Raw genomic sequence first — 18,545 nt, forward strand, 5'->3', positions numbered from 1 at the left:
TAAATCAATTAATAATTTCTTTTGTTCCCTTTTTTCACGAATTCCCATTCATCACTTATATTTTTTCTTACTCTTTGAAGAAGAGTAAAAATAGTGTTTACTTCACTTTCCGAAAATCCCGCTAATGCAACTTGATCCGAATAATCATGTTCTCTTTTTATGAAAGGATAAACACTGTTTCCTTTTTCTGTTGGAAAGAGTTTATTAATTTTTTTGTTATGCTGATCCTCTTTCTTTTCAATAAAACCATTAATTACAAGTTTTTGGATAGCGCGAGATGCTGTTGTTCGATCTACTTTTATCATCTCAGCTAACTTTTCTTGAATAATTCCTGGGTTTTCACATATTCGTACAAGGTATAAATACTGTCCTTTTGTAAGGTCATATTCTTTGAATTCAATATTACTGATAGAATCTAATGCCCTTGCTATCATTCCAATTTCACGAAGTACTTCCTTCATAATGAACTCCTTTGCCCCTATTTTGTTGCAAATGCAATAAACATAGTATATATTTAATCTACCCTAATTTTGTTGCATTTGCAACTTGAAATTATAATAAAGAGGTCGAGTAAAGTGAAATATGTTTTTTTTGTAATAGGAATTTTTATATTATCCCTTGGTATTTCTTTCACTATACAATCAGACCTTGGGACATCACCTTTTGATGCACTATTGGTAGGACTATCCACAAATGTGGGGCTTACTGTAGGAAGTTGGGAAATCATAATGGCTTTAATCTTGATCTGTTGTAATTCACTTTTAAAAAGACAAAGACCAGAAGTTTTGGGATTGTTAACAGCATTTACAACGGGGATTGGTATTGATATGTGGCTTTTTTTATTGCAGGATTTAATAACACCTGAACTATGGTACAGCAAAGTTGTTTGTTTTGGAATTGGTTTAGTTGTTGTGGGATTAGGAACTGCAACCTATTTACAGACAAACTTTGCACCCATTCCAGTTGACCGATTAACCATAATCATACAAGAATTAACTGGAAAAAATCTATTTTTTTCGAGAACATTCATTTACCTCATCTTCTTGATCATAGCATTCATTTTAAATGGACCCATTGGCATTGGAACTTTGTTAACTGTTTGTTTAGGGGGGGTAATACTCAATTATTTCATGCCCCTCACTGGAAAAGTATTAGACCGCATATTAACACACTCTGGTACATCACCAAATCATGATAAAGATAAAAAGCATTCAATGTAGAATGCTTTTTATCTTTCTTATTCAACTGACCTGATCTGAAGGCATAATATCATTATATTAATTTCAATACAGAATCTTTGTTTTCAGTTTTAAGTTTCTCTAGAAGAATTGGTACAGTTATTTGTCTCTTAATTGGTACTTTAATTGTGTCTAATTCATTTTTATAATGTGTTTGTATTTTGAAGGTCAATTCATAAAGGAGTGTAACTTTATGTTCCACGGATTATCTGCTTTTCCACTCACCCCGGTGAATGAGACAGGCATTGACGAAAAAGCATTTGTAGCACTGATTCAACGATTAGTTGCAGCTGGTGTAGACTCAATTGGGGCATTGGGTTCAACTGGAAATTATGCATATCTTAATCGAGAAGAACGTTTCCGGGTTCTTCAACTTGCTGTCCACTCAGCAGACGGGATTCCCGTGATGACAAGTATAAGTGCGATTCGTACCTTAGAAGTACTTCGATTAGCGGAAGATGCACAAAGAGCAGGAGCAAGTGCAGTGCTGCTAGCCCCTATCTCCTATCAAGCACTAACGAATGAAGAAGTATTTTCACTCTATGAACAGGTAACCCGTTCACTCTCCATTCCACTTTGTGTCTATGATAATCCAGGTACCTCCCATTTTCATTTCAGTGACGAATTGCACGGCCGAATTGCTGGGTTACCTCATGTTGGTTCTATTAAGATTCCCGGAGTACCTACTGATCCCGAAGCAGCCAAGACACGCATCAAAAAACTACGAGAGTCGATTCCTCCCCATGTAACTATAGGAGTAAGTGGAGATTCATTTGCAGTCACCGGCTTGAATGCAGGTTGTGAAGCATGGTACTCCGTTCTCGCCGGTTTGTTTCCAAAGGCGTGTCTAAAAATAACCCGATTGGCCCAGGACGGTTTTGCTGACGAAGCAGAACGACTCTCGACACTACTTGAACCTATTTGGACGTTATTTCATCAGTATGGTAGCCTTCGTGTTGTTTCAGCAGCAGCAGAAATAAGTGGCTTAATCTCAAGTTCCAGTCTTCCTTTGCCCTTACAACCATTGAATCAATCAGCTAGAGAACACTTGAAACTTATACTAAAGAATCTTCAGGAATGAATTGTTTCTTTTACTATTTATCAAAAAAAGAGCGGAATCTCAACATGTATCTAGATTCCGCTCTTTCAGCATGGAGACGCTGCTTTAGCTTAGGACTGTTTTCTTATCGAATCCGTCCAGAGAGCATCCACAGGCGGTAATTCGCTCCCTTGTGTCATATATATCCGGTCGACTCTGAGTTGTGACTTTCGAGCTAAGATCGAAAACAGGTGAACACCACTGGGCAATTCCAAATCCGACAGTAAACACCAATAGTACACTTGAGCGGTGTTATACGTATGCAGTGTGCCCATGCCCAGTTGTTCGGATAACGGTCTTACTACGCCGTCCAGCGATAAGTAGCATGAATCGGATTGGTCGTTATGATGTCGAACCAAAATCCAAATATGGTAAAGACCTGAATTCGTGATATTTATTTTGTAATGCATGGCTGGAGCAATCTCCGGGTTCTCCCACTGTCTTCCAGGCTCAGAAACATGCATGGCGAAACCTGTCCTTCCATTGGTTTCTGCCTGTAAGTGGCTCCAATGAATAGCAGTACCGTCTTTACTGGACGTGAGATATGCATTTTCAGAGTTTTCCAACGCATATTCGGCTTCGATCGCAACGATGCCGTTCGATTCGATAAACATACCCGCACCAAATTCTTTTATAACATCCTTTGTACCATCAGCATCACAAATGTTTGCATAGCGTTTATCCCCTAACGTGGTCTGCGGAACATCAAAACATTTCAAGAAGATTTCATCGATGGTGGCGTAAAAATCTCTTGTGGCATAAAGGACGACGGGAAGAGGTACTTCATGCTCTCCCGTTTCGTAAAATTGATTACATAATTGTTCGACTTCATTCCAATTCACAGTAGAACTTTCCAGTCCATGATCGGTAACCAGCCTATGATGATGCTCACTGGAAATCGGTCCTAAATTGCTCGTTTTTTGCTCTTCCGTATATATCACGAACTTGTTGATAGTGACATAAGGATCTACCATATAAATTTTTAAGACATGTATACCGGAAGCCAGGTAGGGCAGCTCCACTCTCATTTTCTCACCGTTATTAAAGACGGATTCCTGCCAGGTGCCCAGCCACTCGTCACGAGTCTCTGATTCTACCAGAATGGGGGCTGTATCATCGACTCCGATGCCGAAACGAATGTTGCCTGTCGAATTTAAAGTAAGAAAACGATGAATCTCTAAGGTAAACTGTCCAGCCTCTTTCAAAAAAATATCGTATCCTAAATATGGATGATTCTTAAGCTCTCTTGCAAGCGGTCGTAGTTCACCGCTCCAGGCCATCATCGCGGCTCCCTCATACCTTGCCATCCCCGGTATGGCCACCCAACCGGACTTATCGGTCGAATCTACACCGGGAACATTATGGTCGTAGGAGGCTGCTGGGATAGACACATACCCGTCTGCCTCTATATGTCCGTAAAACGTTTCAGGAACATTTACACCTTTCTCAACTTGCACCTTTATTGGAACAGATGTCATATCTTTATGGTTTCGGACGGTCAGTTGCGCAGTCTTTCCCGCATGCTTATACGGATCGATGACCGAGACAAGAATTCTTTTCTCCGTTTGGATCGATCCTTCACTTTCGGAAAGAATGATCCAATCTGCGTCTTCCATTACCTCAATCGTGAATGGAATGGTTCCGTTCCCCTGGTTTCCAATCTCGAACCATTTTTGTTTCTGACCATGGATGGAAAAGCGCAGCGTTGGTTCTTCATTCCAAAGGTTGATTCTCATGCCACCTTGAGCAATTTTCAATGCGGGCTTTCGCGCAGGATACAAGGCGGTAGGCGGTGGTGGAAAACTTTCCGGTGTCAGGATTCCGTTCCACTTGCCTTCACTCATTTTTGCGTTATAGAAATGAAGCATTCTTCGCTTGTAGTCCGCCATTTTTACCGAAAGCTCCACATATAGGTCAGCAGCCTGCATGTTTCCGCGCTCATAAGAAAGCGTGCTTCTGTCGGCTAAATAAAACTCATGGTTGGTATAATACGATGCGTGAATTTTCATGAGAAACATCTGGAAAAATGCAACCCGCTCCTGCACCGGAAGGCTGTACATTATGGCATTGCCTCGACGAAAAACATCCTCCAACCGCATTAATCTACGCCCTGCTTCATCACCTAATACAGTTTGTGAAAATACATTGGATTGCATATGTTCGATCTTTCGTACGTTAGTGACCTGTGCAAATGTTTCGTATATTTCCGCAGCTTCAGATCCGTGGTTGCCGGAAAAATTGGCGTTTATCCAAGATTCGACGAATTGAGATGCATTCTTGGTCATTCCTTCTTCTTTGCCGGCTTCCCAGCCAGATCGCAAAAAGAATTCCATATCCTGTTCAAGGGGCTTCAACCCGCCAACATTCAGAATCCACAATTTCCGGATTCCCGATTCATACGATTTTTTCAATTCATTCCCTGTATGGGCCAATGGAATTGAATTGATAAAAAGATAACTCATCGCCGTTCCTGGAGCTGCCCAGTAAGAATTGTGATAATACAAACCGTTGCCTCCACTGCGTTGACGCTCCTTCTCATTCGGATATCGGCGCATATGCCCAAAATTGTCGTTTGCCCAAATGAGGGTCACACCTTCAGGTAGATCAAGACCTCGGTCATATAGCTCTAATACTTCTTTGTACGGGATAAATGTCTGTAATGAAGCATTTTCTTTTGACTCGCCGATCACGTCCTTGAGAATTCGCTTTTGATCCTGTATAACCTTTCCTAAGAGAGAACTCTTGGCTTTTGCCCGTTCTTCCTTAGACATGGAATTATCCTCATCAATGGACTGCGTATGAAATCCGGAATCATGGATTCCACGCATACCAACTGTATAACACACCTCGTAATTTTTATTCTTCTCGACACTTTCCCGCCAATATTCCTGTAGAATTTCGCGATTTCGACCTTCGATGGAATAATCGTATGAGACGTCGTCATAACCCTTGGCTGCGAGCCATGGCCCCCATTCATTCTGGTTGCTGCGAAGCAACATATCGCAATGCGACGTGCCTACTACAATCCCCATTCTTTCCGCGAGTGCTCCATTTTCGGGATTCTCATTAAAATAATTCACATGCATGGCAGGCCAAATGAAATTGGCTTTCAGACGAAGTAAAAGTTCAAAAATAGATTGATACGCGTCAGGTCCGATTGTGCCATCTTGAGTATGAATCTTGGTCCAGTCATCAAGCTCTTCCTCATCATTCAGGAAAATTCCCCGGTACTGAACCGCTGGCCAATCTGCTTTGGAGAGGTCCAAAGGCAAACAAAATACATCGCAGGTTTTCACCGGTACGTCCGCCCAGTAATACCACGGAGACACACCCATCGCCTCGCACAGGTCATAGATTCCGAAGATGGTACCGCGCCTGTCGGTTCCTATGATATATAACACACCGTCAATGACTTCCTGAAGAAACGCTTCCCACCGATACGAGCCATCCTCCAGCATCAGTTTTTTCAGCGATACCCCTTTATCTTGCAGATAAGCGAGTAACGGCTCATTGTCTGTGATCGTGCCGATCACGATGCTGCTTTGGTCCATTTCTTTTGCTCGCACTAGCTTACAACCGCAAACCCAATCAATATCTCGCATAAGATTGCAAAAAGCAAGATGCACCGCGCTGTTTTCCGTTTCGGAAACAAAAACAGGCACCTCGTGATTTCTTTTCAACAGTTCAAATTCATTCTGGGTTCCTTGGTGTGATTTCAAGTGTCTAACCTCCTCATGTGCTCCATTCGGAAGAAAATCTGGTAGCTAAACTATACCTGAATACCAAGCAATAATCTTTTAATATGTTGCCGAATTATCGATTTATTATATTATATTGCTATAGGATGGAGGTTGAGCAATGGTTGCTGATGTAAGTCATACGCACCCCCTATTTTCAATCGAGTATGTCGTCCATGATGCAGACCACAACATGACCAATTTTCATTATCACGATGCATATGAACTTTATTTTCTAGAAAAAGGGTATCATCAGATTTTGATCCAGGACTCCATCTATGACATTAAGCTGCATGATGTTGCACTGTTTAAACCAAATCTGTTCCATAAAAGCTACCAAAATCAAGGTTGTGCCAGAACATGTGTCTATTTTACGGAGCGTTTCTTGCGATTATATTTTACGGAACGGGCAATAAAATCTTTATTAGGCTGCTTTGATACAGAAATTATCTCTTTGAAAGAAGAAGTATTTGCGAAAGTGAAAAGACTATTAAAGTCCCTGGAGAAAGAAAACGTCTCGGGTGAGAGTGACCGTATTTTTATACTTTTAGCTGAACTGTTATCTCTATTAAATAATAATAAGGATTCCCAAACAGTGGAGCAGCAGTCTTCCAAGTACGCTAACTTTGGACCTATTCTGTCGTACATCAACCAAAACTATAACAAAATCACCAAAATCGAAGATATTGCAAAGTCGTTTTACATGTCCAAATATTATTTGTGTCATCGTTTTAAAGAAGCCACGGGACTTACGGTTATTCAATATTTAAATAACATTAAGATTCAACATGCTTGCAACTTGCTGATCAATACAAACTTAACGATACTCGAGATTGGTAACGAATGTGGCTTCAACTCGTCCATGTATTTTTGTAAGATCTTTAAACAAACGGTATTTATGACACCTAGGGAATTTAGAAAGAAAGCTAGATAAGATCATCTGTTATAGTTTTAGGCTAAAATTCATGACAGCTTGTGGAACGCGTATAAGCGTAATGCGGGCTTATCTTCCAACGAAAAGAGGAATGTAAATTGACTAGTCTTCCCCTGCATCCGGCTTTGTCTGGAAAAACAGTTGTGGTAACCGGCGGCTCCGGCGTGTTGTGCAGCTCCATGGCCAAGGAACTTGCCCGCCAGGGTACCAAGGTCGCTATTTTGAACCGTACTGCTGATAAGGGCGAATTGATAGCCAAGGAAATTTGTGAGAGTGGTGGAGAATCCATCGCTGTTGCCTGCGATGTGACCGATGTTGAAAGCGTGAAGCAGGCTGAGGAGACGGTCCGTCGTCTGCTCGGTCCGTGCGATATTCTGATCAATGGAGCAGGCGGCAACCACCCCAGTGCGAATACGAGTTTGGAGACATTTCATCCTGAAGATCTGAACCAGTCTGGAATCACTACCTTTTTTGATCTCAGTGTACCTGGCTTCCGCAATGTGCTTGATTTAAATTTTATCGGGACTTTAATCCCAACACAGGTTTTTTCCAAAGGCATGATCAGACGACCTGGCGCTGTGGTCCTTAACATATCCTCCATGAGCGCTCCCAGCCCAATGACCAAGGTTCCCGCTTACAGCGCTGCCAAAGCCGCCATCAACAACTTCACCCAGTGGCTGGCCGTACATCTAGCCGAATCTGGCATTCGGGTGAATGCCATTGCCCCCGGATTTTTCCTGACAGAGCAGAACCGACAATTGCTCACCAACGAGGACGGCTCGCTTACCGAGCGTTCGGCCAAGATTATTGCCCACACCCCTATGCGCCGTTTCGGTGAGCCTGAAGACCTCCTCGGAACGCTGCTTTGGCTGGCAGATGAAACCGCTTCCGGTTTTGTGACCGGTGCAGTCATTCCTATAGATGGTGGTTTTATGGCCTATTCGGGGGTATAGAATCTTCACTTTCCATCCCTTGCCCTTCTATTTACAATTACGAAGTGGCAAGGGGCTTAGTGTGTCAACAACGCTCTACTATAGTTTCAACTGAATCCGTTTACATAAATAATAAGTCGAAGGAAGCATTGCTCAATTGGTCATGCTTTAATTTATCACATTCTCCTATGCGTATATTCAAGCAGGATTACACTTGTCTTGTATACAAGATATCGAACCTCTATGAAAATCCTTCAATTCCATCCACCGCTTGACGGCAAACAACTAGACTCACGAGCAAAAAAATGAATAACACAGACCAGCATTATTTCTTGATATAGTCAGCGAACTGCCGGAGGAATTCGAGAGAATGTATATCCTTTCGGAGATGATGGTGAACCAGATCATCCATTTTGCTTGTATCCTGATTCAACATATATTCAAGCATAGTTTGGTGTTCATGCCAGATTTCCATCAGCTTCCCTGCTTCCAGCATATGGAGCTTGCGATATCTGATATAGTGAACATTTGATTGCTGAATCAGCTGCCAAAGAAATTCTCGGCCCACCAATTGGAACATAGTATGGTGGAACTGATCGTCCAAAATGAGAAATTGATCCGTAGCATGATCGTCATCAATGACAGCCCTCTGCCTGTCCAAAATTTCGCTCAGCTTCTGTATATCGCTTAATGCAAATTGCGTAGAAAGCTCCTTCATAATCTCTTTTTCCACTGCGCTTCTCAAGTAGCTCATCTGTTCTACGGACTCCAGATCAATATAAGAGACAATGTTCCCCTTCTTGGGATAAATATCAATATAAGACTCCAGCGCAAGCTGTTTCAACACATCGCGCAGCGGAGTTCTGGACAACTGGAAGCGTTCTGACAAGGTCGTCTCGCTGAGCAGAGTCCCAGGCTTTAAGGTCAACGACAAAATATCATTTTTCAAAAGCTGCTTGATTTCTTCCTTTGTAAACATAACATTCCTGCCTTCACTTTATAAATCTAGTCTTATTATAAAGCATTTTGATGTGATAGACTCCTCAAAAATTGTCATTGACAAGGATAAACTTTGCATTTTATGATCAAGTCAATCTTGTATACAAGATTAAAAAAATCAATCAGGGAGGGTATCGTTATGAACATGACCTGGAGATGGTATGGGGAAGGCAATGACAATATTACACTGGATCATATCCGGCAAATTCCAGGAGTTATGGGCATTGTTTGGTCTTTACATGAAAAGATAGCCGGTGAAATATGGGAAATGGAGCGAATTCAGGAGGTAGCTGATCAGATTACAAGCAAGGGCTTTAGTACGGCAGTCGTAGAGAGTGTAAATGTCCACGATGATATCAAAATCGGCCTGCCATCCCGCGATCAATATATTGACATTTATATTGATACCATTCGCAAATTGGCCAAAGTGGGAGTCAAGGTGATTTGTTATAACTTTATGCCTATTTTTGACTGGACCAGAACGGAGCTTTATAAGGAACTGCCAGACGGGTCCAACGCCCTCTTTTATGAAAAGGCTGCCATTACCGATAACCCCCGTCAAATGGTGGATCGGATTCTCAAAGGAGCCGGGAAGTTCACGATGCCAGGCTGGGAACCGGAGCGGTTGGCGAGACTGGATGAACTGTTTGCTGCTTACGCAGATGTCACCGAAGACAAGCTGTTTGACAACCTAAAGTATTTTCTTGAGCGCATCATCCCGGTTTGCGAGGAGGTTGACATCAAGATGGCCATTCATCCTGATGATCCGGCATGGCCCATCTTCGGGCTGCCGAGAATTGTCCGAAGTCGTGAGACCATCCGGCGCATCCTGGATGCAGTGAACAGTCCATATAATGGTCTAACCTTCTGCACAGGCTCACTGGGGACTAACCCTGAGAATGATTTGCCAGCTATGATTCGGGAGTTCCATGATCGTATTCATTTTGCGCATATTCGTAATGTCAAGGTGTTTGAGAATGGCGACTTTATTGAAGTGTCACATCGCGGGAAAGACGGAAGCGTCGATATACCAGAAGTAGTTAGAGCTTATCACGAAAAAGGCTATCAGGGATATGTGCGCCCAGATCACGGTAGACATCTATGGGGAGAAGAAAAGAATTGTCGGCCAGGATACGGTTTGTATGACCGTGCACTGGGAGTTATGTACTTGCTTGGTGTCTGGGATAGTCTTGCTCAAAGCAAGGGAGTGAAATAGATGCTCCAGCTTGACCGGAAAAGCCTTTCAGATAAGGCGGCCTGGGAAGCAGCAGGCATTGAACTACCGAAGTATGATCTGGAGCTTGTAGCCCATAACACCCGAGTTAGACCGCAATGGGTGCATTTCGGCGCAGGCAATATTTTTCGGGGGTTCGTAGCCAATGCACAGCAACAACTGCTGAATAGTTTGAAAGCGGATACAGGTATAATTGCGGCCGAAACCTTTGATTTTGAAATGATTGACAAAGCCTACAAGCCTTACGACAATCTAACCTTACTGGTGTTAATGAGTGCAGACGGTAAATTTCACAAAAGTGTGGTCGCAAGCATCGTTGAGAGCCTTGCAACGGAGCAGAATCGTCCGGACGACTATCTCCGTCTGCTTGAAGTATTTGAAAATCCGACTCTGCAAATGGCCAGCTTCACTGTCACGGAAAAAGGATACGGCCTCACCGGGCCCGACGGTAAGTATCTGGCTGTTGTGGAGAGGGATTTAGTGAATGGTCCTGAACAGCCGGTGCATGTGATGAGCATAGCTACTTCGCTTGCCTATCGGCGTTATTTAAAGGGACAGCATCCAATGACCTTGGTAAGCATGGATAATTGCTCCCATAACGGCGATCTGTTAAAGGATAGTATGATTGCTATCGCCAAGGAGTGGACGCGCAGAGGCCTGGTAGAGAAAGGATTTGCAGACTATCTGCAGAATGAGGAAAAAATAACCTTCCCGCTGACTATGATTGATAAAATCACCCCCCGCCCTTCCTTACAGGTACAATCTGCTCTTCGAGAGCTGGGGTTAGCCGACATGGAGATTGTCGTTACCTCCAGGCATACGTATACGGCTCCCTTTGTCAATGCTGAGGTTAGCGAGTATTTGGTCATTGAAGACAAGTTTACAAACGGGAGACCTGCACTGGAGGAAGCTGGCATCATCTTCACGAATCGGGATACGGTAGACAAAGTGGAGAAGATGAAAGTCACGACCTGTCTCAATCCGCTACATACAGCGCTGGCCCTCTCCGGGTGTCTGCTCGGCTATCAGCTCATTGCAGATGAAATGAAGGATTACACCTTGCATCATCTGGTGGAAACCATCGGCTACAAGGAAGGCTTGCCTGTTGTGGTTGATCCCGGAATTATCCAACCCCAAGCGTTCATTAACGAGGTATTGCAGGAACGCTTCGCCAATCCCTATATTCCAGATACGCCACAGCGGATTGCAACAGATACTTCCCAAAAGATGAGCATCCGTTTTGGCGAAACCATAAAGTCGTATGTTAGCACAGCAGGGCTTGATCCCACCGACCTGACTGCTATTCCCTTGACCATTGCGATCTGGTGTCGTTATTTGCTGGGGGTGGATGATCAAGGAGCACCCTTCACACTCAGTCCGGACCCGTTACTGGATACATTGCAGGGGTATTTGCAGGATACGAAGCTGGGCGATCAGACCTCTGGGGTTCGCAACCTCCTTGAGGATGAAAAACTGTTCGGCGTCCGATTATATGAGATTGGTCTGGGCGACAAGATTGAAGCCATGTTTCATGAAATGCTATCAGGTTCCGGAGCAGTCCGAAGCACCATAGAGAAGTATGTGAACTAGAACTTACATTAAACAATCCCCCTGCCACGAAACTTTGGTCAGGGGGATTTGTAATTCTCATGTTTGTTAGCTTGTTGTCAACAGTAGAACCGGGCCACAACTTTGATTAGAATCCTGCCGTCCAACCCGCATCAGCAGCAATAACTGCCCCATTCACAAAGCTCGACTCGTCTGAAGCCAAGAAAAGGGCTATTTTCGCGATTTCTTCAGCCTGCCCTACACGAGGAATTACGCCTTGCGTGACCTTCGTTCGAGATGCGCCAAACTCATTCAAGTTATGAATCGTTGAAGTAATGTTGGTAGCTGTTGCACCTGGCGCAATGGCATTGCATCGAATGCCTTTTTGAGCATACATAAATCCCGTGTTTTTCGTAATACCGACTACCGCATGCTTTGAGGCGGTATAGGCAGCGCCTGCATGCGCACCACTGAAGCCACCCGTAGATGCCGTATTTATAATTACTCCATTTCCTTTATCCAGGAAGATCGGGATGACTTTGCGAATCGCACGCATAACGCTTTTTGTATTAATATCGAATATCAAATCCCATGTCTCGTCGTCCACATCCCCTACTGGCGCCATGTTATCCATAACGCCCGCATTGTTAACCAAAATGTCGAGAGTTCCGAATTCATTAACAGCTGTATCGATCAAAGCATGTATATCATTCAAATCAGCAACATTGGTTTTTATTGCGATGGCGTTTCCTCCAGCTGATTTAATTCCTGCTGCAACCGCTTCTGCTCCTTCAATGTTCAGGTCTGAAAGAACAACACTTGCCCCTTCTTTTGCAAATAATTCTGCAATCGCTTTCCCCATTCCTGATGCTGAGCCTGTAACGACCGCAACTTTTCCTCCCAAACGCATGAAAGATCCCTCCAATGTTTTTTAATCAACCGTTCATTTGAAGTATGGATCAACTTCTAAATCAAAGTCAATTGTACGAAAGTACAGGCGAATAATCTATCTTTCATACCATAACCCTGATAGTCCCCTTGTAAGATAAAACTGTGTGTATCACGTTGATAAGGAGCAGGATGCATATTATTAAGAGTTTATCGATTTATTTTTACAATTTCTGTGGAATTATATATATACTTTTCCAGAGTAATGGTATATTCTAGTAAAAACAATGCTCATATAAAAAAATATGACCTTATGGAGGGACAGGCCTTGAAGAGACTTTTCGCTTTAAGTTGTGCTTTCTATCTATTAATCGGCGTCACCAGCGTGGTGCTTGGGGCATTACTGCCGACTTTTCTGCCTCACTATGGACGGGGGTACAGCGATGGTGGATTACTGCTGTTCTTGCAGTTTTTCGGCTTTCTTGTCGGTGTTCTGCTCACTCCCTTCATGGCTCTACATATGGGCCGCAAGTCCATGCTTGCTATTGCCTTGGGGAGTATTGTCGTCTCATGTACTATCTTGGGCCTACTTCCCTCTTGGAATTGGGTCATTGTAATGGCCATATGGATTGGCTTCGGCTCAGGCATTATTGAATCATCCATCGGAGCGTTCACCATTGAGTTTACGGAGGAGCAAAAAGCCGTAGCGATGTCCAAGCTGGATGTCTATTTTGCACTTGGTGCACTGCTTATGCCTGCGATCGTTAGCCTGTATATCTGGTTTGGAATTTGGAATCTAACCTTTTACACCATCTCCTTTCTCACTTTTATCCTATTGCTATTTTGGCTTACCATGCCTGTTTCCGCCTCCACTCACCTCACTCAAGCAGACATCCGCACTACTGAGCGTTCAGTTGAACAAGCCCGTTACTCAGGACAGCACCGTGTATTGCTAGGAATCTTCATTATTTTCTTCTTTGTTTATATGGGTCTTGAACTTGGACTCATGAACTTCCTACCTTCTATTCTGACCGAAACGCTACAACTTCAGGGATCTGTTGCCTCGCTAGGTGTCAGCGTGCTTTGGATTGCAATGATCATTGGTCGTATGTTCTCAGGAAGGATTGCAGAATCAGCAGGATATATTCCTTATCTGCTATGGAGTGCAATTGGAACTTTCTGTTTCTTAGTCGCTATGGTGTTTATATCCAGCCAATGGGCTACATACCTTCTAATTTTTGGTGCAGGGATATTCATGTCTGGACTCTTCTGTATCGCACTTGTCTACGCCAACGTACTGATTCCGGGAATGACGGAGCGGACGACCAGTATTCTGATTGCGTCAGGCGGAATTGGCGGCTCAGTGCTTCAATACGTAATAGGCTGGAGCATGAGCGAATGGCCAGTGACAGCTAGCCTCTGGATCTTAGGAGGATTTACTTTGATTTTGCTGCTGGCACTTATTCTCACACATCTGTGGAATAATCGGGGCAGCCGAGTAATTGACTCCCTTGTCCATCAGGGCAAGGAAGGATGATATTGTTTTAGTCCTTAGGGGAGGTGAGGCCTATCGCGTTTTTGCTTTTCGGGCAGATTCTGTTGCTGCGGTTATCTCTCATATCTGTGAAATCGCAGGAACAGTCAAATTGTGGCTTCTTTGTCCATTAGGACAAGGAAGGTGATTTTCTTATTTTGGGGAGGTGAGTTCAGCCTCGTTATGCTGATTGGGCGTTACTCTTTTTAAGGATGACTTAATGAAATGTATATTCTGATATGGAGGGGAAATATCGTGCATACCTTGACCAAAGAACGTTTCAGATACGGAAAAGGCATTACTTTGATTGACGATTCAGGTAAGGAGTATTTGGATGGCGTATCTGGCACCTTCAATCTGTCGCTCGGTTATAATCACCCTCATGTCGTCTCCAAAGTACAGGAGCAAGTCGCCAATCTTGCCCACATGTCTTCATCCTTTACCGAGCCTTACGTTGAAGAAGTCCTAGACCATCTAATCCAATATGCCCCGAACGGCATCGATGCCGGGTGGATGAGAGATATTACCGGCTCCACGGCGAATGAATGTGCTGTGAAACTGGCCCAGAAATATACCGGAGCAACTGATATCATCAGCCTGCATCTGTCACATCATGGACAGACCCAGTTCGCAACAGGCATTTCCGGTAATGCCTTTCGCCGCAAGAATTTTCCCAATTCAACTGCGGCATATTCTCTGCATGTGCCTGCCCCCTACTGCTATCGTTGTCCCTTTAATTCTTCACCAGACAAGTGTGGTCATCACTGTATTGAAGCCATATCGGACGCCATTGAATATGCAAGCTCAGGCTCTGTGGCCTGCATGATTATTGAACCCATTCTGGGCAACGGAGGTAACATCATCCCGCCTGCAGGATATTTCAAGCGCCTCCGTCAGTTATGCGACGAGCATGGGATGATTCTGATTGCTGACGAAGTGCAGACTGGGATTGGGCGGACAGGCTACATGTTCGCAAGTGAGCTGTTTGACATCCAACCGGATATTATTACTCTTGCCAAGGGTCTGGGCGGCATTGGTGTCCCGGTTGCGGCGGTCTTGATGCAGTCTCGTCTCGATGTCCTGGAGAAGCACGAGCATTCCTTTACCTCGGGCAGCAATCTGATCTCGGTCACGGCAGCCAAATCCACGCTGGAGGTTGTAAGCGAGCCCGGTTTTCTGGAAGCCGTCCGGTCCAAAGGAAACCTGCTCGGATCCCTGCTGACCGAGATAGCTGACAAGCATGATTGCATTGGTGAGGCTCGTGGCGTCGGACTGATGTGGGGACTGGAAATTGTAGACGAGGACGATGGCCCGGATGCAGTGAAAAGCAATGGAATTATCGATCGTGCATTTGAGGAACAGCAATTAATCCTCAGAGGTTCCCGTTACGGTTATGGCAACGTGGTCAAAGTGAGACCTTCCCTCACGGCTACAGAAGATGAGATTGTCGAAATTGTTAAACGGCTTGACACCGTTCTTGCTACCCTTCACTAACGATCTGCCCAATAGGCCAAAGGAGGAATTATTCATGCTTGCACTGGTATACAAATCAGCTTGGGATGTCGCACTTGAGGAAAGACCTATCCCGGAGATTAAAAAAGATAACGATGTACTCGTCCGGATTCGGGCGACAGGCGTATGCGGTACGGATCTAGGCATCATTAGTGGCAAATATCATGCCGTGCCGTCCACGATCTTGGGCCACGAATCAGCGGGGGATGTGATCGCTGTAGGATCAGCCGTCAGTTCACTACAGCCTGGAGACCGGGTGGTAATTGATCCAACATACTACTGCGGGCAATGCGAAATGTGCCGGACAGGAAGACAGAATCATTGCACACACAAATCCGTAACAGAGACCGGAGTCAGCGCCGACGGTACGTTCACCGATTATTATGTGACTGAGGACCGTTTTTTGTACAAGCTGAAGGACCATATCAGCTACGAAGAAGCGACGCTGACCGAACCGCTGAGCTGTATGCTGACCGGAATCAACCAGATTAACCTGCTGCCTAACTTCACAACCGTTATTATAGGTGCGGGTCCGATCGGGATTCTGTACAGCTATGCTCTTGCTTCGAAAGGCGTAACTGGTTGCCTTGTTGACATCTCGGAGGAACGGCTCGCCATAGCGGATTCTATTGCCCCCGAACGGTGGTCCGCGCACGCCACACTGGAATCGGCCATTCATAAGCTGGCTCCGTTAAAAAATCAGGTGGACATGATTGTGGACACCACAGGAGTGGTCGGCACTGAGGTACTAAGCCAGCTTGCGAGCGGCGGGTATTTGATGCTGGTGGGGCTAAGAGATGGGATAAGCTCGTTTAATCCGAAAGAGGTAGTTGACCGTAGCCTTAAAATCATCGGCTCCATTGATTCTCTGGGCACGTTCTCCACGGCACATTACCTGATTGAGCAGCAAATCATTCCCGCCAAAAAAATCATTACCCACTCGTATCCGCTGGACGACTACCATGAAGCCTTCAAGACGCTTGGATGCAATATCAGCGAGCGGACACTTCAGCCTTCGTCGCAGGCGATCAAGATTGTGCTGCAATCGAATGGCTCCGGCAACTAAATTTAGCTACTAACAAGGGGGAGAATGGACATGACGAGCATCCATCATGTTACACCGACGAATAATGAATACACAGGAGACCTATCAGCGTCCGTTCCGGTCAAAGCGGTCATCTTCGACATGGACGGGGTGTTGGTAGACAGCGAACCGATTTATTTTGAAGTTGAACGCAGCTCCTTTGCCCATTTCGGTGCACCCATGACGGAAGAAGAGCACCATACCTATGTCGGAGTGACACTCGAATCCATGTGGCGTCAAGTGCTGGACAGGCATCAACTCACTCATACATTGGAAGAGGCGCTTGCCTATCACCGAAAAAATGTGATGCAGACCATAACAGCACACGAGGGCCTGGTGGCGATCAACGGACTGGAACGGTGGCTGGACTGGCTACAGGAAAAAGGAATTCCGGTTGCAGTAGCCTCTTCCTCTCCACGGTCGTTGATTGATCTCATTATGGAAAAAACGGGACTGGGCCGTTACTTTGATATTCGAATCACCGGAGAAGAAGTATCCCAGGGTAAACCGGCACCGGACATCTTCCTATATGCCGCCGAACTGCTCGGCATAGCCCCCGCACATTGCATTGTTATTGAAGATTCGCGGAACGGTGTTCATGCAGCCAAGAGTGCGGGCATGCGCTGCATCGGTTTGCACAACCCAGGCTCGGGCCAGCAGGATTTGTCCAAGGCAGATCACAATATTTTCAGCTATGATGACCTGTGGGCGCTTAAAGAGAACTTGCCCTTCGGAGAATAGTTTCCTGCCAAGAGAAGGACCGTAAGGTGCTGGAAAGCATATCTCCCCTATAAATATATTAAACCGCATAACCTTTAAAATGGATGAGGACATATATAAATATGCCCCATAGAGTACACAGTTGAGTATGTTAACCTACCCTGTGTGTACTCTATGGGGTATGCTTTACATCAAATATTTTTTGACCCCATTTTGTTACGGAAAAAACTGAACTTAGGAATGCCATAATCGGAATTTTTATAGTATGTATTTTATGTGTCAAGTAGCAGTTTTCCGCTTTGGCCATCCTCATCAGTCCCGGCTTTCACACCCAAATACACCTCTTCCCTTTTGGGTCCATTAAAAACCATTTTATTATAAGACGCTTGCTCTTAATCATTGCTTTATGTGCATATAAGCTAATTTATAGTATCTCATATTGCTGTGCTCAGTTGTGCAGTCGTTTTTCAATGATGTTCTACTGGAGGATCACTGTGAAGGTCTTGATCCCGCTCTGTAAAGTTCCAGCGAGTAAAGGTAACCTCAAAACCCTCTCGGGTTGGCGAACAGGTGTAAGGACCGGCCTGATTTCCGGTGGTGTAGGGAAAACGCGCCACACGAATCGTTCGCCATCCGTGCTGCTCCGTCCTTGCGCGAATAATTACAGCATCCTTAATGATGGAAGCGCGGAGGGTGACTTCTTCACCGACCCACTCTGGCACAGCCGCAAGCGACCAGTCAGAATATCCAGCGGTTACGACTGTGGAAAGCTGAGGAATGCCGTCATTGATTTCTATCCCCGCTTTAATCCATTGCTCCGGGCCATGGTATAACAAAATACCTGCCTGATCGTAAAGCTCCGTAAATGATGCGAGTTGAAACGACACTTCCACCGCCGTGTTATGATTCCAATCCGATAATAGAGCGGACCCATCCTCAAATTCAAAACCATATAAAGTCTTTTTCCAGAAGTCTCTTCCCTTTTCAGGCGCAACCTTAAGAAAATCTCCTTCTTTCCGGGCATATAGAGGTGAATTGATCCAATTCCCTTCCTCCCATTCCATTCTCTTTTTAGTCATCTTTTTG

At 44.7% G+C, this 18,545-nt stretch carries 15 protein-coding genes; 10 read left to right on the forward strand and 5 right to left on the reverse strand.

Annotated elements, in window-relative coordinates; genetic code table 11:
• Positions 1–8 precede the first annotated feature (8 nt).
• Positions 9–461 carry a MarR family winged helix-turn-helix transcriptional regulator gene (locus tag HFE01_RS24415; protein WP_017426905.1) on the reverse strand — a complete coding sequence of 151 codons (453 nt, stop codon included), beginning with the start codon at positions 459–461 and terminating at the stop codon, positions 9–11.
• A gap of 114 nt (positions 462–575) precedes the next feature.
• Here HFE01_RS24415 and HFE01_RS24420 point away from each other — a divergent pair, with 114 nt between their 5' ends.
• Positions 576–1,220 (forward strand): YczE/YyaS/YitT family protein, encoded by a 645-nt coding sequence (locus HFE01_RS24420; protein ID WP_107735194.1) that lies wholly within the window; start codon positions 576–578, stop codon positions 1,218–1,220.
• 211 nt (positions 1,221–1,431) lie between these two features.
• Positions 1,432–2,319: a dihydrodipicolinate synthase family protein gene (locus HFE01_RS24425; RefSeq protein ID WP_017426903.1), complete on the forward strand. Its 888-nt coding sequence runs from the start codon at positions 1,432–1,434 to the stop codon at positions 2,317–2,319.
• Positions 2,320–2,408: 89 nt separating this feature from the next.
• Here HFE01_RS24425 and HFE01_RS24430 read toward each other — a convergent pair whose 3' ends face one another.
• Entirely contained in the window at positions 2,409–6,056 is a 3,648-nt protein-coding gene (locus tag HFE01_RS24430) for a glycosyl hydrolase 115 family protein (RefSeq protein WP_107735193.1), read from the reverse strand.
• 139 nt (positions 6,057–6,195) lie between these two features.
• On the opposite strand from HFE01_RS24430, the gene HFE01_RS24435 reads away from it, so the two are divergent.
• Positions 6,196–7,008, forward strand: a complete 813-nt coding sequence (locus HFE01_RS24435; RefSeq protein ID WP_045245274.1) for an AraC family transcriptional regulator — start codon at positions 6,196–6,198, stop codon at positions 7,006–7,008.
• 98 nt (positions 7,009–7,106) lie between these two features.
• Positions 7,107–7,961, forward strand: coding sequence for an SDR family oxidoreductase (locus HFE01_RS24440; RefSeq protein ID WP_107735192.1), 855 nt, complete (start codon positions 7,107–7,109; stop codon positions 7,959–7,961).
• Between the two features lie 304 nt (positions 7,962–8,265).
• Here HFE01_RS24440 and HFE01_RS24445 read toward each other — a convergent pair whose 3' ends face one another.
• On the reverse strand, positions 8,266–8,919 hold the full coding sequence (locus tag HFE01_RS24445; RefSeq protein ID WP_103042417.1) for a GntR family transcriptional regulator: 654 nt from the start codon (positions 8,917–8,919) through the stop codon (positions 8,266–8,268).
• A gap of 159 nt (positions 8,920–9,078) precedes the next feature.
• Here HFE01_RS24445 and uxuA point away from each other — a divergent pair, with 159 nt between their 5' ends.
• Entirely contained in the window at positions 9,079–10,155 is a 1,077-nt protein-coding gene (uxuA, locus tag HFE01_RS24450) for a mannonate dehydratase (RefSeq protein ID WP_038978008.1), read from the forward strand.
• A complete protein-coding gene (locus tag HFE01_RS24455) occupies positions 10,156–11,763 on the forward strand; it encodes a mannitol dehydrogenase family protein (RefSeq protein ID WP_167438736.1) in 1,608 nt (535 codons plus the stop codon).
• Positions 11,764–11,869: 106 nt separating this feature from the next.
• On the opposite strand, the gene HFE01_RS24460 is transcribed toward HFE01_RS24455, so the two are convergent.
• Positions 11,870–12,631, reverse strand: a complete 762-nt coding sequence (locus HFE01_RS24460; protein WP_016818786.1) for an SDR family oxidoreductase — start codon at positions 12,629–12,631, stop codon at positions 11,870–11,872.
• 306 nt (positions 12,632–12,937) lie between these two features.
• Here HFE01_RS24460 and HFE01_RS24465 point away from each other — a divergent pair, with 306 nt between their 5' ends.
• From HFE01_RS24465 to HFE01_RS24480, 4 genes are all read left to right on the forward strand, one after another.
• Positions 12,938–14,146: an MFS transporter gene (locus tag HFE01_RS24465; RefSeq protein ID WP_017426896.1), complete on the forward strand. Its 1,209-nt coding sequence runs from the start codon at positions 12,938–12,940 to the stop codon at positions 14,144–14,146.
• Positions 14,147–14,368: 222 nt separating this feature from the next.
• Positions 14,369–15,637, forward strand: coding sequence for an aspartate aminotransferase family protein (locus HFE01_RS24470; RefSeq protein WP_019687254.1), 1,269 nt, complete (start codon positions 14,369–14,371; stop codon positions 15,635–15,637).
• 34 nt (positions 15,638–15,671) lie between these two features.
• Positions 15,672–16,721, forward strand: coding sequence for a 2-amino-2-deoxy-D-mannitol dehydrogenase GutB1 (gene gutB1 / locus HFE01_RS24475; protein WP_019687253.1), 1,050 nt, complete (start codon positions 15,672–15,674; stop codon positions 16,719–16,721).
• 30 nt (positions 16,722–16,751) lie between these two features.
• Positions 16,752–17,480: an HAD family hydrolase gene (locus tag HFE01_RS24480; RefSeq protein WP_107735189.1), complete on the forward strand. Its 729-nt coding sequence runs from the start codon at positions 16,752–16,754 to the stop codon at positions 17,478–17,480.
• A 446-nt stretch (positions 17,481–17,926) separates the two neighbouring features.
• On the opposite strand, the gene HFE01_RS24485 is transcribed toward HFE01_RS24480, so the two are convergent.
• A complete protein-coding gene (locus HFE01_RS24485; protein ID WP_016818781.1) occupies positions 17,927–18,538 on the reverse strand; it encodes a DUF1349 domain-containing protein in 612 nt (203 codons plus the stop codon).
• Between the last annotated feature and the right edge of the window lie 7 nt (positions 18,539–18,545).

Origin of the sequence: Paenibacillus sp. EKM10P (assembly GCF_011800655.1) — a bacterium.
In the GTDB taxonomy this organism is placed as follows: domain Bacteria; phylum Bacillota; class Bacilli; order Paenibacillales; family Paenibacillaceae; genus Paenibacillus; species Paenibacillus polymyxa.

What these genes read in the sequence shown, in the direction of transcription:
- HFE01_RS24470 (WP_019687254.1), top strand. Translation starts at nt 14,369, where the DNA reads ATGTATATTCTGATATGGAGGGGAAATATCGTGCATACCTTGACCAAA.
- gutB1 (WP_019687253.1), top strand. Translation starts at nt 15,672, where the DNA reads ATGCTTGCACTGGTATACAAATCAGCTTGGGATGTCGCACTTGAGGAA.
- HFE01_RS24485 (WP_016818781.1), bottom strand. Translation starts at nt 18,538, where the DNA reads ATGACTAAAAAGAGAATGGAATGGGAGGAAGGGAATTGGATCAATTCA.
- HFE01_RS24435 (WP_045245274.1), top strand. Translation starts at nt 6,196, where the DNA reads ATGGTTGCTGATGTAAGTCATACGCACCCCCTATTTTCAATCGAGTAT.
- HFE01_RS24480 (WP_107735189.1), top strand. Translation starts at nt 16,752, where the DNA reads ATGACGAGCATCCATCATGTTACACCGACGAATAATGAATACACAGGA.
- HFE01_RS24460 (WP_016818786.1), bottom strand. Translation starts at nt 12,631, where the DNA reads ATGCGTTTGGGAGGAAAAGTTGCGGTCGTTACAGGCTCAGCATCAGGA.
- HFE01_RS24415 (WP_017426905.1), bottom strand. Translation starts at nt 461, where the DNA reads ATGAAGGAAGTACTTCGTGAAATTGGAATGATAGCAAGGGCATTAGAT.
- HFE01_RS24445 (WP_103042417.1), bottom strand. Translation starts at nt 8,919, where the DNA reads ATGTTTACAAAGGAAGAAATCAAGCAGCTTTTGAAAAATGATATTTTG.
- uxuA (WP_038978008.1), top strand. Translation starts at nt 9,079, where the DNA reads ATGAACATGACCTGGAGATGGTATGGGGAAGGCAATGACAATATTACA.
- HFE01_RS24425 (WP_017426903.1), top strand. Translation starts at nt 1,432, where the DNA reads ATGTTCCACGGATTATCTGCTTTTCCACTCACCCCGGTGAATGAGACA.
- HFE01_RS24455 (WP_167438736.1), top strand. Translation starts at nt 10,156, where the DNA reads ATGCTCCAGCTTGACCGGAAAAGCCTTTCAGATAAGGCGGCCTGGGAA.